Annotated in this window: 10 protein-coding genes; 3 read left to right on the top strand and 7 right to left on the bottom strand. The window is 71.7% G+C overall.

Features of this window, described 5'->3' with window-relative positions:
* Positions 1–299 precede the first annotated feature (299 nt).
* The 3 genes from treZ to glgX are packed head-to-tail and all read right to left on the bottom strand — an operon-like array spanning position 300 to position 6,446.
* A complete protein-coding gene (treZ, locus tag FBZ33_RS12970; RefSeq protein WP_141909235.1) occupies positions 300–2,024 on the bottom strand; it encodes a malto-oligosyltrehalose trehalohydrolase in 1,725 nt (574 codons plus the stop codon).
* Entirely contained in the window at positions 2,021–4,327 is a 2,307-nt protein-coding gene (treY, locus tag FBZ33_RS12965) for a malto-oligosyltrehalose synthase (protein WP_141909234.1), read from the bottom strand. The genes treZ and treY overlap by 4 nt, the downstream gene beginning before the upstream one ends.
* 1 nt (position 4,328) lies before the next feature.
* The gene (gene glgX, locus FBZ33_RS12960) at positions 4,329–6,446 is read right to left on the bottom strand and encodes a glycogen debranching protein GlgX (protein WP_088947972.1); all 2,118 of its coding nucleotides are present in this window, start codon (positions 6,444–6,446) and stop codon (positions 4,329–4,331) included.
* Positions 6,447–6,762: 316 nt separating this feature from the next.
* Here glgX and FBZ33_RS12955 point away from each other — a divergent pair, with 316 nt between their 5' ends.
* Positions 6,763–8,208 carry a glycosyltransferase family 4 protein gene (locus FBZ33_RS12955; protein ID WP_141909233.1) on the top strand — a complete coding sequence of 482 codons (1,446 nt, stop codon included), beginning with the start codon at positions 6,763–6,765 and terminating at the stop codon, positions 8,206–8,208.
* Positions 8,209–8,298: 90 nt separating this feature from the next.
* Here FBZ33_RS12955 and FBZ33_RS12950 read toward each other — a convergent pair whose 3' ends face one another.
* The 4 genes from FBZ33_RS12950 to FBZ33_RS32745 all read right to left on the bottom strand — a co-directional run bounded on the left by FBZ33_RS12950 (position 8,299) and on the right by FBZ33_RS32745 (position 13,424).
* The gene (locus tag FBZ33_RS12950; protein ID WP_088947970.1) at positions 8,299–9,582 is read right to left on the bottom strand and encodes a citrate synthase; all 1,284 of its coding nucleotides are present in this window, start codon (positions 9,580–9,582) and stop codon (positions 8,299–8,301) included.
* A 218-nt stretch (positions 9,583–9,800) separates the two neighbouring features.
* Positions 9,801–11,834, bottom strand: a complete 2,034-nt coding sequence (locus tag FBZ33_RS12945) for a sulfatase-like hydrolase/transferase (protein ID WP_141909232.1) — start codon at positions 11,832–11,834, stop codon at positions 9,801–9,803.
* Positions 11,827–13,257 (bottom strand): bifunctional 2-polyprenyl-6-hydroxyphenol methylase/3-demethylubiquinol 3-O-methyltransferase UbiG, encoded by a 1,431-nt coding sequence (locus FBZ33_RS12940; protein WP_141912627.1) that lies wholly within the window; start codon positions 13,255–13,257, stop codon positions 11,827–11,829. Before FBZ33_RS12940 ends, FBZ33_RS12945 begins: the two co-directional genes overlap by 8 nt.
* A 17-nt stretch (positions 13,258–13,274) precedes the next feature.
* The gene (locus tag FBZ33_RS32745; protein WP_179778832.1) at positions 13,275–13,424 is read right to left on the bottom strand and encodes a hypothetical protein; all 150 of its coding nucleotides are present in this window, start codon (positions 13,422–13,424) and stop codon (positions 13,275–13,277) included.
* A gap of 191 nt (positions 13,425–13,615) precedes the next feature.
* Between FBZ33_RS32745 and FBZ33_RS12935 the strand changes: the two genes are divergently transcribed.
* Positions 13,616–14,482, top strand: coding sequence for an arginase family protein (locus FBZ33_RS12935; RefSeq protein ID WP_185755285.1), 867 nt, complete (start codon positions 13,616–13,618; stop codon positions 14,480–14,482).
* An 87-nt stretch (positions 14,483–14,569) separates the two neighbouring features.
* Complete coding sequence (locus FBZ33_RS12930) at positions 14,570–15,706, top strand: aromatic acid exporter family protein (RefSeq protein ID WP_141909230.1); 1,137 nt, start codon at positions 14,570–14,572, stop codon at positions 15,704–15,706.
* The last annotated feature ends 41 nt before the right edge of the window (positions 15,707–15,747 follow it).

Below are 15,747 nucleotides of genomic sequence, written 5' to 3'. Positions count from 1 at the left end.
CCGCCTGTCCAGCCGACCGGAGTCCGCCATCCGGCACCACACCAAATTCGCAACCCCTAGGCAAAGAGCTGTGGTCACCGCCAGTACCTAGTAGCCCAGAATAAGTACGCGACGGCCTGCCCCACCAAACCGATCATCCAGGCCCTCGTCGTCCTTCAAAACGCCGATGACCCACCCCTGCCCACGATGAAGTCCGATGAAGACGGCGGCTCAGGCCACTCCCGCTTGAAGGGAATCTGGTTACAGCAGTATGGCTTTGCCTCGCACATTTTTGCGCGCTGCCTCCGGTGGAACAGAACTCACAGCGCCACGATCGCCGCAGTCTCCGCAGGCAACTGGATCCGGTCCCGCATGACGGTGACCCCCTCCCCCGTAGCCAGCAGCACCCGCCGAGCCACCCCAGGCAACGACACCCCCTGCCCCCGCCCAGCCAGGTTCGCCACCACCAGCGTGTCCCCCCGCCGCATCAGCAAAAACTGGTCCCCGTGCTGCACAGAAACAGCGTTCAGCCGAGGATCAGACAGATCAGGCAAGGACCGACGCAGAGCGATCAACCGCTGATAAAACGACAGCATCGAAGCATGCTCAGGCTTGTCCAGCTCCGCCCAGTCCAACCGCGACCGTACGAACGTCTGCGGGTCCTGCGGATCGGGCACGTCCCCCTCGGGCCACCCGTGTGAGGCGAACTCCCGTCGCCGCCCGGTCCGCACCGCAGACGCCAACTCCGGCTCCGGGTGCGACGTGAAGAACTGCCACGGCGTTGAGGCAGCCCACTCCTCCCCCATGAACAGCATGGGAGTGAACGGCGCCGTCAGGAGCAACGTAGCCCCGACGCGCAGAAGCGAAGGCGACAACGAAGCCGAGATCCGATCCCCGGTAGCCCGGTTCCCGATCTGGTCATGGTTCTGCAGGTAGGCCACGAACCGGTGCCCCGGCACCCGAGGATCGACAGGCCGCCCGTGGTGCCGGTTGCGGAAGCTGGACCAGGTCCCCGCGTGGAAGAACCCGCCGGTCAGCACGTCCGACAGCGTCTCCAGGGACCCGAAGTCCCCGTAGTAGCCCTGCCGCTCCCCCGTCAGCAACGTGTGCAGCGCGTGGTGCGCGTCGTCGTTCCACTGCGCGTGCAGCCCGAACCCGCCCGCCTCGCGAGGGGTGATGAGCCGCGGGTCGTTGAGGTCGGATTCGGCGATCAGCGACAACGGCCGCCCCAGGTGCGTCGACAGAGCCTCGACCTCGATAGCCAGCTCTTCGAGCAGCGGCACCGCGCGGGTGTCCGGCAGGGCGTGCACAGCATCCAACCGCAGCCCGTCGACGTGGTAGTCGCGCAGCCACATGAGCACGCTGTCGATGATGTAGCGGCGCACCTCGTCGGAGTGCGGGCCGTCCAGGTTGACCGAGCGGCCCCAACTGTTGCTCTGCTCGGCGAGGTAGGGCCCGAACTGCGGCGCGTAGGCCCCGGAGGGCCCGAAATGGTTGTAGACGACGTCGAGGATCACCCCCAAACCGCGAGCGTGGGCGGCGTCGACGAACCGTTTGAGGCCGTCGGGGCCGCCGTAGGGCTCGTGCGGGGCATACCAGCAGACGCCGTCGTACCCCCAGTTGTGTTCGCCGTTGAAGGCGTTGACCGGGAGCAGCTCGATCAGGTCGACACCCAGCGACACCAGGTGGTCGAGGCGGTCGATGGCCGCGTCGAAGGTGCCGTCCGGGGTGAAGGTGCCGATGTGCAGCTCGTAGAGGATGCTGCCGGGCAGTTGCCGGCCGGTCCACGAGCTGTCGGACCACGCGAAGGCCGCGTGGTCGTAGCGTCGGCTCGGCCCGTGCACCCCCGCAGGCTGCCACGGTGACCGGGGGTCGGGCAGGGCCGTTTCGTCGTCGTTCAGCAGAAAGGAGTAGTCGAGGCCGGCGTCCGGGACGTCGACCCGCCACCACCCGTCGGCGGCGGCGCGCATCTCGTGGTCGGAGTCGCCGGCCAGGCGCAGCCGGACGCGGGTGGCGTCCGGTGCCCACACGGAGAATTCGGTCATGAAGCAGCCTCCACGGAAGCGGTGGGAGGAGCCAGCAGTGCGACGGGATAATCGGCCAGGATTTCGTCCAGGGGCGTCTCACCGCCACTGTAGACCCGGCCAGTGAACAGGTCCTTAACCTCGTTAACGGGAAGCGACAGGGCCGTGTCACACCAGCCGCCGGCGCGGGCCAGGCCCAGCGGCAGGCGGGTCGCCACGGCGATCACGCCACCCCGGTCGAACGCCACCGCGTGCCGGCCCACCGGCCCGTGCGCCGGCACCGGCCGGTAGCCGGTGAACAGCTCCGGGTGCGCCCGCCGCAACCGCAGGGTCCGCGACACCACGAGCAGCTTCGCTGCGCCGTCGGTGTCGATCGGGGGACGCCAGCCGCCGTCGATCCGTGCCAGCAACTCCCGGCGTACGTCGAAGTCGACCGGGCGGCGGTTGTCCGGGTCGACGAGGGAGTTGTCCCACAACTCGGTGCCCTGGTAGGTGTCCGGCACACCGGGCATGGTGAGCTGCACGAGCTTCTGCCCGAGGGAGTTGCACCAGCCGGCCGGGGTGATCGCCGCGGCGAGTTCGGTCAGCTCGTCGTGCAGGCTCGGGTCGTCGTACATCAGGTCGACCACGGCGTGCAGGGCCTGCTCGAACGCCGGGTCGGGGTCCGCCCAACTGGTCGAGGCCCCGGCCTCCCGGGCGGCCTTCTCGACGTACGCGTGCAGTCGCTCCCGCTCGATGGGCCAGGCGCCGACGGCGGTCTGCCACAGCAGGTGGGCGAACGACGGGTCGGGCAGCGGGGCGTACTCCATCCAGGCCTTGACCTGCTCGGCCCAGCGGCCCGGCAGCTCGCTGAGCACGGCGAGGCGGGCGCGGACGTCCTCACCGCGTTTGGTGTCGTGGGTGGAGAGGGTGGTCATGCTGGCGGGCCAGCGGACCTGGCGGGCGCCGGCGAAGCGGTGGAACTCCGCCGGCGACACCCCGAAGTAGGCGGGGCTGTCGCCGACCTCGTTCAGCGCCACGAACCGGCTCCACCGGTAGAACGCGGTGTCCTCCACGCCCTTGGCCATCACCGCGCCGGTGAGCTGCGGGAACCGTTGGCCCAGCTCGTCGGCGGGGTCGCGCAGCCGGCGGGTGATCGCGTCCAGGGAGGCGGCCAGGTCGGGGCGACGGCGGCCGGCCTCGGAGCGGGCGGCGGCGAGGTGCCGGGCTCCGTGCGGCGGGTAGCCGCGGTAGACCGGGAACGCGGCGGCCAGCTCGGCGAGCGCCGCGCGGGCCTGCTCGGTGGGCACCTCGGGGGCGAGGGCGGCCAGCCGGGTCAGCTCGGCGGCGAGCAGCCGGGTGGCGGCGGCCAGCTTGGTGGTGTGGGTCAGGTCCTCCCAGGAGGTGTGCTGCCCGGTCAGGCGGGTGTCCAGGGCGGTGAAGTCACCCTCGGCGTCGGTGTCGATGAAGAGCCCGCCGACCGCTGCCAGGGCGTCGTAGCCGGTCGTTCCGTCCACCGGCCAGTCCGGCAGCTCCTCGCCGTACTCCAGGATCTTCTCCACCACGAGCCAGGCCTGCGGCGCGGCGGCCCGCAACCGGGCCAGGTAGCCGGCGGGGTCGCGCAGGCCGTCCGGGTGGTCGACGCGGATGCCGTCGACCTCCCCGGCGGCGGCCCAGCGCAGGATGAGCTCGTGGGTGGCGGCGAACACCGCCGGGTCCTCCACGCGCAGACCGGCCAGGCCCGCGATGGCGAAGAATCGGCGGTACGTCAGCTCGGCGTCGCCCCGACGCCAGGAGACCAGCTCGTAGTTCTGCCGGTCGTGCACCTCGCCCGCGCTGCCGTCGCCGGTGCCGTCGGCGATCGGGAAGCGGTGCTCGTGGTAGCGCAGCTCGTTGTCGACCACCTTGAGGTCGTCCAGGGCGGCCGGGTCGTCGGCCAGCACCGGCAGCAGCAGCCGGCCCCGGTCCCAGTCGATGTCGAACCAGTCGGCGTACGCCGAGTCGCGCCCCCGGCGCAGCACGTCCCACCAGGCGGGGTTGGCCGCGGGGACGGCGACCCCGGCGTGGTTGGGCACGATGTCGACGACCAGCCCGAGCTGCTTGTCGCGCAGCGCGCGCAGCAGCCGCTGCCGACCGGCCTCGCCGCCCACCTCCGGGTTGACCTCCCGGTGGTCGACCACGTCGTAGCCGTGCTGAGAGCCGGGGGTGGCGGCCAGCAGCGGGGCGCTGTAGAGGTGGCTGACGCCGAGATCGGCGAGGTAGTCGAGGATGGCGGCGGTGGCGTCCAGGTCGAAGCCGGGGCGGACCTGGACGCGGTAGGTGGCCTTTGGAGGGGTGGCCGGCATGTCAGATCGTCCTCTCCAGCACGACGAGGGACCGGTCCGGCACCCGGATGGTGCCGCCCGCGCTGATCACCGTGGCGTCGCCCGGCTCCGGTTCGGCAGTGCTGATCACCCGTTCCCACTTCTGGCCGTACTCGCTGCCGGGCATGGTGAAGTCCAGCGGCGCGTCGTGGGCGTTGAAGCAGAGCAGGAACGAGGCGTCGTGGTGTTTCTGGCCGTACTGGCCGCGTTCCCGGATGCCCTCACCGTTGACGAACAGCGCCACCGAGCGGCCGAAGTCGTTGCCCCAGTCGTCGCCGGTCATCTCCCGCCCGTCGGGGGTGTGCCAGGCCAGGTCGGGCAGCGGCTCGTCGCTGCCACGCCCACCCACCGGCAGGCCGGTGAAGAACCGGCGGCGGCGGAACACCTGGTGCCGTTTACGGAACGCGGTCAACGTCTGGACGAACTCCAACAGCTGCTCGTCGACGTTGTCCCAGTCGACCCAGGCCAGCTCGCTGTCCTGGCAGTAGACGTTGTTGTTGCCGTGCTGGGTGCGACCCAGCTCGTCGCCGTGGCCGATCATCGGCACGCCCTGCGACAGCATCAGCGTGGCCAGGAAGTTGCGCCGCTGCTTGGCCCGCAGCGCGAGCACCGCCTCGTCGTCGGTGTCGCCCTCGACCCCGCAGTTCCAGGAACGGTTGTGGCTCTCGCCGTCCCGGTTCTCCTCGCCGTTGGCCTCGTTGTGCTTGTCGTTGTACGACACCAGGTCGTTCAACGTGAACCCGTCGTGGACGGTGACGAAGTTGATGCTGTGGAACGGGCGGCGCCCGTCGTCCTGGTAGAGGTCGGCGGAACCGGAGATCCGCGACGCGAACTCGGCGAGGGTGGCCGGCTCGCCGCGCCAGAAGTCGCGGACCGTGTCGCGGTATTTTCCGTTCCACTCCGTCCACAACGGCGGGAAGTTGCCCACCTGGTAGCCGCCCGGGCCGACGTCCCACGGTTCGGCGATCAGCTTCACCTGGCTGACCACCGGGTCCTGCTGCACCACCTCGAAGAAGGTGGACAGCCGATCCACCTCGTAGAACTCGCGGGCCAGGGTGGCGGCCAGGTCGAAGCGGAAGCCGTCGACGTGCATCTCGGTCACCCAGTACCGCAGCGAATCCATGATCAGTTGCAGCGAGTGAGGGCTGCGCACGTTGAGGCTGTTGCCGGTGCCCGTGTAGTCGACGAAGTAGCGGCGGTCCTCCTCGCTGAGCCGGTAGTAGCTCGGCGCGTCCACACCCTTGAAGCTCAACGTCGGCCCGAGGTGGTTGCCCTCGGCGGTGTGGTTGTAGACCACGTCGAGGATGACCTCGATGCCGGCCGCGTGCAGCGCCTTGACCATCCCCCGGAACTCCTGCACCTGCTGACCGAGCCGGCCCAGCGCGGAGTAGCCGTGGTGCGGGGCGAAGAAGCCGATGGTGTTGTAACCCCAGTAGTTGCGCAGCCCCAGGTCCACGAGACGGTGGTCGTGCACGAACTCGTGCACCGGCATCAACTCGATCGCCGTGATCCCGAGCCGGGTCAGATAGTCGATCATCGGCGGGGAGGCGATGCCCGCGTACGTGCCGCGCAGCTCCTCCGGGATGTCCGGGTGGCGCATGGTCAGCCCGCGTACGTGGGCCTCGTAGATCACGGAGTGGTGGTAAGGGGTGCGCGGCGGCTTGTCGTTGCCCCAGTCGAAGTACGGGTTGACCACCACCGACTTCGGCATGAACGGCGCCGAGTCCGCCTCGTTCATCCGCTCCGGCTCCGACATGTCGTAGTCGTAGACCGCCGGGTCCCACTGGATGTCACCGTCAATGGCCTTGGCGTACGGGTCGAGCAGCAGCTTGTGCGGGTTGCAGCGCAGCCCGTTCGCCGGGTCGTACGGGCCGTGCACCCGGTAGCCGTAGCGCTGGCCCGGCTCGATGCCCGGCAGGTACGCGTGCCACACGTAGGCGTCCACCTCGCGCAGCTCGACGCGGCGCTCCGCGCCGGTGTCCCACTCGTCGAAGAGGCACAGCTCGATCCGCTCGGCCACCTCGGAGAAGATGGCGAAGTTGGTGCCCATCCCGTCGTAGGTGGCGCCCAGGGGATACCTCTCGCCCGGCCAGACCTGCATGTCGCTCCTTAGACCATGGTTATGTGCGCACCGGCCGAGATCGCCCGCGCGCACGCAGGTAGTGCCCCCGGCCCGGGCGCGCCAATCCATCCTTTCAGGCGACGGGCGAAAACCGCCCGTCTGATGCGCGCTACACCGATCGGGTGTCCTCCGTCACGATGACCCTTTTCGAGGTGCGTTCTTGGGCCCGATGCACTTTCCTTGTTCGGGGGCAAGCGTCCGCGCGCGCCCCGCCAGGCCCTCGGCCACCCCTTACACCTCTTGCTCCGCCGCCACTGACGCCGGCGCGTACCACCATGCATGGACGGAGATTGATGTGACGACCCTGCGGGTCGACGAGCAGCTCGCTGCCACCAAGGACCGGGCCCACCGGCCCACAGTGACCTCCCGGCCCCAGCTTCCGGCGCAGCCCGGCCTCTCCGCGCAGGCCGGCACGCCCGTGCCGACGCAGTCCGGCCCCGGGGTGCCCCCGCAGACCCGTCGCATCCTCATGCTGTCCTGGGAGTACCCGCCGGTGCTCGTCGGCGGCCTCGGCCGACACGTGCACGCCTTGTCGGTCGCGTTGGCCGCTGCCGGCCACGAGGTCACCGTCGTCACCCGCCACAGCGAAGGCGCACCCCTGGAGGAGTACGCCGACGGCGTGCGCATCCTGCGCGCCCCCGAAGACCCGGTGACCTTCCCCCTCGCCACCGGCTCCCTGCTGGCCTGGACCATGGCCTTCAACCACACGCTCACCCGCACCGCCCTGCGCGCCACCCAGGCCGGCTCGTACGACGTCATCCACGCCCACGACTGGCTCGTCGCGCACACCGCGATGACGTTGCGCGACCACCTGGACATCCCGCTGGTCAGCACCATCCACGCCACCGAGGCCGGCCGGCACCAGGGCTGGCTCCCGGAGGAGATGAACCGCACCATCCACGGCGTCGAGCAGTGGCTCACCAGTGAGTCCAACCGGCTGATCGTCTGCTCCGGCTACATGCGCGACGAGGTGAACGCGCTCTTCGGCGTACCGGCCGGACGGGTCGACGTGGTCGCCAACGGCGTCGAGCCGCACCGCTGGCGGGTGCCCGCGCGAGCCGTGGCCGCCGCCCGCGCCCGCTTCGCCGGAGACGGCCCGCTGGTCACCTTCGCCGGCCGCCTCGTGTACGAAAAGGGTGTGCAGCACCTCATCGCCGGGCTGCCCCGACTGCGCGAACGCCACCCCGGGCTGCGCGCCGTCATCGCCGGCGACGGCCCGTACCGCGCCGAACTGGAGGCCGAGGTGCACCGCCGCGGCCTCGGCGGCATGGTCAGCATGCCGGGCTTCCTCGGCGGCACCGACCTGCCCGCACTGATGGCCGCATCCGACTGCTTCGCCGTGCCGAGCATCTACGAGCCGTTCGGCATGGTCGCCCTGGAAGGCGCCGCAGCCGGCGCGCCCCTCGCGGTCGCCGCCACCGGTGGCCTCGCCGAGATCGTCGAGCCCGGCGTCACCGGCATGACCTTCCGCCCGCACGACCCCGACGGTCTCACCGACGCCGTGGACGCCCTGCTGTCCGACTCCGACCGCGCCCGCGTCATGGCCCGTCGCGCACGCCGGATGGTCCACGACCAGTACGGCTGGTCGGCCATCGCCCAGCGCACCGCCGCCAGCTACGCCGCCGCCATCACCTCGGACGCCACGTTCACGGCCGAACGCGCCGAGCAGCGCATGTCCCAGGGCCGCGCCCTCCCGGCGCTCCCCGAAGGCAACCTGCTCGCCGCCGCCGGCCTGCGCTAAGCCGCCACGCCGCGCGCGGGAATGCGGCAGGCCGTCGACCTGGATCGGTCGACGGCCTGCCGGTGTTGCGGAAAGCGGGAAAGACGGACGTCAGCGGTCGGCGAAGGGGACGTAGTCCCGCTCGGCGGAGCCGACGTAGACCTGCCGCGGACGGCCGATCTTCGTCTCCGGGTCGCTGATCATCTCGCGCCACTGGGCGATCCAGCCGGGGAGCCGGCCGAGCGCGAAGAGCACGGTGAACATCTTGGTCGGGAAGCCCATGGCCTTGTAGATCAGGCCGGTGTAGAAGTCCACGTTCGGGTAGAGCCGCCGGGAGACGAAGAAGTCGTCGGCGAGCGCGATCTCCTCCAGCTCCATGGCGATGTCCAGCAGCGGGTCGGGCTTGGCCATCCGGCCCAGCACGTCCTGCGCGGCCTTCTTGACGATCGCCGCCCGCGGGTCATAGTTCTTGTAGACCCGGTGGCCGAAGCCCATCAGCTTGACGCCGTCCTCCTTGTCCTTGACCTTGCGGACGAAGGAGCGGACGTCGTCGTCGCCGGCGTGGATCTGCTGGAGCATCTCCAGCACCGCCTGGTTGGCACCGCCGTGCAGCGGGCCGAACAGCGCGTTCACGCCGGCGGAGACCGAGGCGAACAGGTTGGCGTTGCTGGAGCCGACCAGGCGGACGGTCGAGGTGGAGCAGTTCTGCTCGTGGTCGGCGTGCAGGACGAAGAGCATGTCCAGCACCTTCGACATCACCGGGTCGACCTCGTACGGCTCCGCCGGCACGCCGAACGTCATCCGCAGCAGGTTGTCGACGTACCCGAGCGAGTTGTCCGGGTAGAGCAGCGGCTGCCCGATGGACTTCTTGTACGCGTACGAGGCGATGGTGGGCACCTTCGCCATAAGCCGGACCGTCGAGATCTCCACGTGCTCGGAGTCGAACGGGTCCAGGCTGTCCTGGTAGAAGGTGGACAGGGCGCTCACCGCGGAGGACAGCACCGCCATCGGGTGGGCGTCCCGGGGGAAGCCGTCGAAGAAGCGGCGCATCTCCTCGTGCAGCAGCGAGTGCCGCCGAATCCACTCGGTGAACTCGGTCAGCTGCTGCTCGCTCGGCAGCTCACCGTAGATGAGCAGGTACGAGACCTCCAGGAAGGAGGACTTCTCGGCCAGCTGCTCGATCGGGTATCCCCGGTAACGCAGGATCCCCGCGTCGCCGTCGATGTAGGTGATCGCGGATGAGGCAGCGGCGGTGTTGACGAAACCGGGGTCGTACGTGGTCATCCCGGTTTCCTTCAGCAGCTTGCTCACCCCGATACCGGCGGGGCCCTCGACCGCGGGATGTACCGGCATCGACAGCTGCCCACCGGGGTGATCGAGCTTGACTTCCGTCATGTGGTTCCTCGCTTCGCCGGCAGATCTACGTTGAATTGCCTTCGCTTCTACCGTAATTGCGGTTCGGGGGACAACGCCCGCCGTGGTTCGGCGGTGAGGCATGCGTCACCCGATTCCCGACCGGGCCGCCGGGAAACCCGGGATCCCGTTGGGCGGGACACGGGCCGGACGACGGCCGGACGAGGGCGGGACAGGGGTGGACGACACCCGGTGGCAGGTCACGAGAGGGCAAGGCGTCGCAGCGTACCGTCCGTCGCGATCTCGTAGACGTCGAGCTGGTTGGTTCCGGCGCGAAACAGCCTGTCGTCGGTGAGCAGCGCGGCGAACCGGCGTCCGCCGGGGTCGGCCGGCGCGACCGGGACGACGGCCCCGATCCGGCCGTTGACGGCCACCGCGAGCAGGGTGCCGTTCGGGATCCGGTCCGGGACGTCCCCCCAGACGAGCGCCGGAAGGGTGCCGGTGTCCGGGTCCATGGCCGTGAACGCGGCCAGGTCGGCGACCCGGGCGCTGCCGGCGGGCGGGCCGGCGCGCACCTCGGTGCCGACGAGGGGGTGCGGTGTGGGCAGCGGCGGCGGGGTGGGCACGCCGCCGGGGAAGGTGACCGGAACGCCTGGGCGGTCGTAGAAGTGTTTCGTGCCGTCCGTGCGCGGCGCCTGTCGGGCGGAGCGGCCGTCGACGCGCCAGGGCAGCCGGATGTTGGCCTCGTCGGCCACTGTCGGCAGCAGGTCGACGTGTTCCCAGTTGCGGTCGTCCACCCGGCCGGTCTGCTGCCGGGGTTCCTTGACGAACATCGGCACCCAGGCGACCTCGCCGGCGGCGGCCTTGATCGCGTCCATGCCCCGGCCCTGCGCGCCGGGGCGGAAGCTGACGCCGTGGTCGGCGGTCACCACGACGAGGGCCTGGTCGTAGAGGCCGCTGGCGCGCAGCGTCCGCAGGGTCTCGCCGATGAGCCGGTCGGTGTAGCCGAGTTGGGCGAGGTGCCGTTGCCGGGCCAGGTCGACCCAGCCGGCGCCGTCGTTGGGCAGGTCCTCGGGGGCGTCGTAGCGCGCCCCGGACGGCAGGTACGCCCACGGTGAGTGCGGCATCAGCAGGTGCAGGAAGTGCAGGGTGGGCCGGGGCGTGGGCTTCAGCCCGGCCAGGAAGCTGGTGAAGCGGACCGGCTGGTTGTCGTCGAGGCTGTCCCAGCGGAACTTCGGGTCGGCGGGCACCGGCTCGGCGGCGTCCAGGCCGGCCTCGGCGCGGGTCTGCTCCCGGTAGGAATCCTCCGGGTCGACAGCGCTCTCCGTGGGCCCGGCGATGCGGCCGAGCAGCTTGCCGGTCTCCCGGACCAGCACGCCGAGCCCCTGCTCGGGGGTGACCGGTTGTTCGCAGCGGCTGGGCGGGCAGAGGCGGGTGATGCTCTCCTCGGCGCGGATGTCGTACAGGCCGCCGAAGGCGGTGAAGATGTTGTCCGGGTACTGCGAGTAGTGCGGGGCGACCGGCTTGGCCGGGTAGCGGCCGGTGAGCATCGCCGGCAGCGCGTTGGGCGTCCACCCGCTGACGCCGGTGGCGTTGCGGTACCAGGTCGAGCCGCCGGCCAGCTCCGCGAAGTGCGGGTAGCGGGTCGCGTCGATCCGCCCGTCGGCGCCGAGCAGGCTGACCAACGGCAGCTCGTCGAGGATCAGCATGACCACCGGCGGGTGCACGCCGGTGCCCTGCGCGGTGCCGGCCGCGCCGCCGTCGCCGCGGGGCAGCACCACCGCCGAGGTGGGCGAGGCGAGCAGGAAGAGCGCCAGGAAGGCCACCGGCCCGGCGGCGGCCAGTCGCAGCACCCGGCCCGGCGCCCGCCACCGCCGGTGCGCGGCCGCGCCGGCGGCCCCGACCAGCACGGCCACCAGCAGCAGGGGTACGCCCCGAAGCGGCGTCACGTGTCGGCCCACCTGCACGGCGAGGGCGGCGAGCAGCAGGCCGACCAGCCCGGTGTGGGTGAGCGCGCGGGCGGTCCGGCCGGCCAGTCGGCTGAGCGCGCCGAGCAGCGCCACCGCGATCGTGGGCAGCACCGCCACCAGTGCGACCAGCAGCAGGATCTGGGCCGGGTCGGCGCGGTGGAACAGGAAGAAGTCGGGGCTGCGGCCGAGCACGTCCAGCAGAGGCTGGGTGACCACCAGGCCGACCAGGGCCGTCACCTCCAGCAGCCGGCCCAGCTCGCTGCGCCAGCCCTGGTACCACCGCGTGGAGGCCGCTGGCGGGTCGGCGGCGGGGGGTTCAGCCACCCATCACCGTCCGGTAGAGCGTGCGGGTGCCCGAGGGCAGTTCCAGGCGCTCGGTGATCCGACCCCGGGCGGCCAGCAGCGTCTCGAAGGTGTCGCGCCGGTAGTCCGGGAAGAGGCCGGCGGGCTTGTTGGCCAGCAGCCGGCTTGCCATCGGGTCGTCCGGGTGGACGAACTCCACCACCACTGCGCCACCCGGCGCGGTCAGCCCGGCCAGCCAGTCGATGACCTCCGGCAGCGGCACGTTGCGCCCGATCGCCAGGTGGTGCACCACGGCCAGGGCGAGCACCACGTCGGCGGACGCCCGTTCGGCGAAGCCGGCCCGCTCGACGCCCCGCCAGCCGCCACCCGGTGACGGGTCGGCGAGGTCCAGCACCAGTGGCAGGATCCGGCGCTGCCCCTCGGAGCGCAGCTTGCGGTACAGCTCGTCGACCACGGCCGGGTCCTGCTCGACGGCGACCACGTAGTCGGCGTGCCCGGCCGCCAGCCGGGAGTACCGGCCGTCGTTGGCGCCGAGGTCGAGCACCAGGCGGGGTCGGGCGCCGGCGGCCACCGAGGCGGCGACGAACTGCTCCTTCGCCACCCGGTCGCGTGCCGAGTAGCCGCAGGTGCGCTGGTAGTCCGACCAGTGGGTGCCGGCCGGGCGGTGGTCTAGCTTGCGGACCAGTTTCTCGATGCCGCGTACGGTGGCCAGCAGCAACTCCCGGGAGAAGCCGGCGGCCCGCAGTTGGTCGCGGACGTCGCTGGTGCTGGCGGCGGCGTTGCGCTGCTGCATGGCGCCGTGCAGGTGCAGATGGGTCAGCACGCCGGGGCGCAGCCGGCGGGCCCCGCCGAAGAGCGGGCGCAGTTCGTCGGCCTCGATGCCGTCGACGCGGGCGCGCAGCCACGGTTGGAAGTCGACGCCCAGGTGGGCGGTGAGCATCAGCGGGTAGAGCATGGTCTGGCAGAACTGCCGGTAGCCGGCCCACGCTTCGCCGTCGCGGACCGGTTCAAAGGAGCCGATGTCGATGAAGACCGGCTCGGTGCCGTGCCACTGGAGGTTGTACGCCGAGCCGTCCTTGGTGGTGAAGCCCTCACCGAGCGCGGCCCGCAGGATCTCCACGTGCAGCAGCGCGGCGTCGCGCAGCATGCTGAACGACCACTCGTACGGGTGGGAGACGAACGGGATGCGCTCGTGGCGCAGCACGGCGGCCCACGGCGCCCCGGTCGCGGCGGGCACCAGTGTCGACGGGGCGTCCTCGGTGGCGCAGACCTTGCCCGCGGCGACGAGCGCCGGGAAGAACCTGCTGCCGGTCAGCGCCCGCCAGTGCTCGGCGGCCCGGGTGTCCAGCCCGCGCAGAACCTCGTCGCCGACGTGGAAGACCCGGTTGGCCGGGTCGCGGAAGGAGGCCGGTTCGGGCCGTACCTCGGTGGGTGAGATCGCCATCGCGGGGACCGGCCCGCTCACCGCTGGTCGGTGGGTTGCCGGCGGAACCGGTCGACCAGCCGTCGCCAGTAGAGCTTGGCGGCGACCGCGGCGCCGGCCACCCCGCCGACGACCGCCTGCACGATCAGGCTGCCGGATCCCGCGTCCAGGTAGGCCAGATGTCTCACCGATCGCTCCTTGCCCTCGCCGTCTCGATACCGGCGTCCCGGGCGTACACCGGTGAGGCTTTTGACCCAGAAAGCCGGACTTGTCCCTCACCGTACGCCGGTGGTCATCGCCGTCGCTGGCACATCGGCGTACTCCCAGCCTCGCCACAGAATGTGGCCGGGAGGCCGGACCTCGCCGGTACGCTGCGGACGTGCGCTGGACGGTCGTGGACGCGCCGCTGGACTCGTCCGGCGCTGGGCGCGGTGAGGAACGGGCCCCCGCCGCGCTGCGCGACGCCGGCCTGCTTGACGCCCTGGCCGCCGACGACGGTGGCCGGGTCGACGAGGCGTGCCTGCGCGACCCTTACCGCGACCCGGCGAGCGGGGTGATCGGTGCCGCCGGCCTGGTCCGGGCCGGCGCGGCCATCACCGCCCGCGTCGTGGCGCTGATCGCCGACGGCCGGCGACCCCTGGTGCTCGGCGGCGACTGCGCCATCCTGCCCGGCATCTGCCGTGCCCTGCCGCCGACGACCGAGCTGTGGTTCGTGGACGCCCACCCGGACTTTCTCGACGGCGTGACGTCGCCGACCGGCGAGGCCGCCGACATGGACCTCTCGATCGTCACCGGGCACGGCCCGGTCGCCGCCATCGGCTGCGACGGCCCGCTGCTCGACCCCGGTCGGGTCCACCTGCTCGGGCACCGCCCGGCAACCGACGACAGCAGCTGCGTCGAGGCCGCCCGGATCGACCCGGCGATCCACCAGGTGCCCGCCGCCGAGCTGCTCCGTCGGGGCGCGGGCACGGTCGGGGCGGGCCTGGCCACCGGCGCGGACGGCCCGGCCTGGCTGCACCTCGACCTCGACGTGGTGGACCCGCGGGACCTGCCGGCGGTGACCTACCCCGAGCCGGACGGCCCCCGCTGGGCGGATCTGATCGCGCTGGTCACGCCACTGGCCCGCGCCGACCGGCTGCTCGGGATGAGCGTCACCGACCTGAACACCGACGAGGACCCCACCGGGCGTCACACGCGACGCGTCGTCGAGGTCCTCGCCGAGATGCTGGGCTCCGCCGACCGCTGACGGCTGGTCAGTGGCCGGGCCGGGCCGTGCGCTCGGCCCGCCCGCGCGGACAGGTTCGGGCGCCGGTCGCACCGGGTAACCGCGACCATGAACGCGACGGCCGGGGCGCCCGGCGAGCGAGCGGCGCCGGGCAGCCTGCGTTCCCGGATCTCCGCTGCCCGCCAAGCCAGCTACCGCCGGTTGCAGACGTACCTGATCGTGGGGTTCCAGGCGGGCCTGGCCGCCGCGTTGTCCTGGCTGGTGGCCCGCGAGATCCTCGGCAACGCGGAGCCGACGTTCGCGCCCGCCGCGGCCGTCGGTGTGATCGCGGCGTCCCTCGGCAGTCGTGCTCGCCGCACATTGGAGCTGGTCGCCGGGGTGGTGCTCGGCATCGGTGCGGGGGACCTGCTGATCCGTCTGTTCGGCACCGGGCCGTGGCAGACCGGCGTGATCGTCTTCCTGGCGATCACGGCGGCGTTGCTGGTGCGCGGCACCGGCGCGTTGGTGACCCAGGCCGGCGGTACGGCGGTCCTCATCGCCACCCTCACCCCGACCGCGCCGGATCTGGAGCTACCCCGGACGATCAACGCGCTGATCGGCGGGGCGGTGGGCCTGTTCGTGGTGCTCGTGCTCCTGCCGATCAACCCGCTGCGGACCGTACGCCGGGCAGCAGACCCCGCCCTGGACCTCTTCGCCCGGGAGATGACCGCCTCGGCGGAGGCACTCGCCGAGGGGAACATCGGGCGGGCGAAGGAGGTGCTGTCCCGGATGCGGGCCGCGGAACCCGAACTGGACCGGCTGAGCGAGGTGGTGACCGCCGCCGACGAGGTCGTTCGGCTCTCCCCGGTGCGGTGGCGTCGACGGAGGACGCTCGGCGCGTACCGCGGCGGGGTGGAGCATATGGAGCGGGCCTTCCGCAACAGCCGCGGTCTGGTCCGCCGGATCGTCACCACACTGCATGACGAGGAACCGGTGCCGGCCGACCTGCCGGCTGCGGTGGAGCACCTGGGAGAGGCCGTCCGGTTGCTGCATCGGGAGTTCCTCGCCGCGCAGGAACCGGTGCAGGCCCGCGAACGGGCGCTGCACGCGGTCGGCGAGGCGGGCGCGGCGTGCCGACAGGGACTCGGCTTCTCCGGCACGATCGTCGTCTCCCAGCTGCGTACCGCCGTCAACGATCTGCTCCGGGCCACCGGCGTGCCCCGCGACGAGGCACGCCGGCTGGTGCGCCGGGCCGCCGCAGGCTGAGGCCGCCTGACCTGTGCGGCGGGCCCAGCCGGCGGCGGCGC

This window comes from Micromonospora sp. A202 (assembly GCF_006715105.1).
Classification (GTDB): domain Bacteria; phylum Actinomycetota; class Actinomycetes; order Mycobacteriales; family Micromonosporaceae; genus Micromonospora; species Micromonospora zamorensis.
Note: the sequence above shows the minus strand (reverse complement) of the source record. Positions and strands in the feature narration are given on the sequence as shown.

Excerpts from the sequence above, each read along its gene's own strand:
- treZ (WP_141909235.1), bottom strand. The coding sequence starts at position 2,024 with ATGACCGAATTCTCCGTGTGGGCACCGGACGCCACCCGCGTCCGGCTG.
- glgX (WP_088947972.1), bottom strand. The coding sequence starts at position 6,446 with ATGCAGGTCTGGCCGGGCGAGAGGTATCCCCTGGGCGCCACCTACGAC.
- treY (WP_141909234.1), bottom strand. The coding sequence starts at position 4,327 with ATGCCGGCCACCCCTCCAAAGGCCACCTACCGCGTCCAGGTCCGCCCC.
- FBZ33_RS12940 (WP_141912627.1), bottom strand. The coding sequence starts at position 13,257 with ATGGCGATCTCACCCACCGAGGTACGGCCCGAACCGGCCTCCTTCCGC.
- FBZ33_RS12930 (WP_141909230.1), top strand. The coding sequence starts at position 14,570 with ATGAACGCGACGGCCGGGGCGCCCGGCGAGCGAGCGGCGCCGGGCAGC.
- FBZ33_RS12950 (WP_088947970.1), bottom strand. The coding sequence starts at position 9,582 with ATGACGGAAGTCAAGCTCGATCACCCCGGTGGGCAGCTGTCGATGCCG.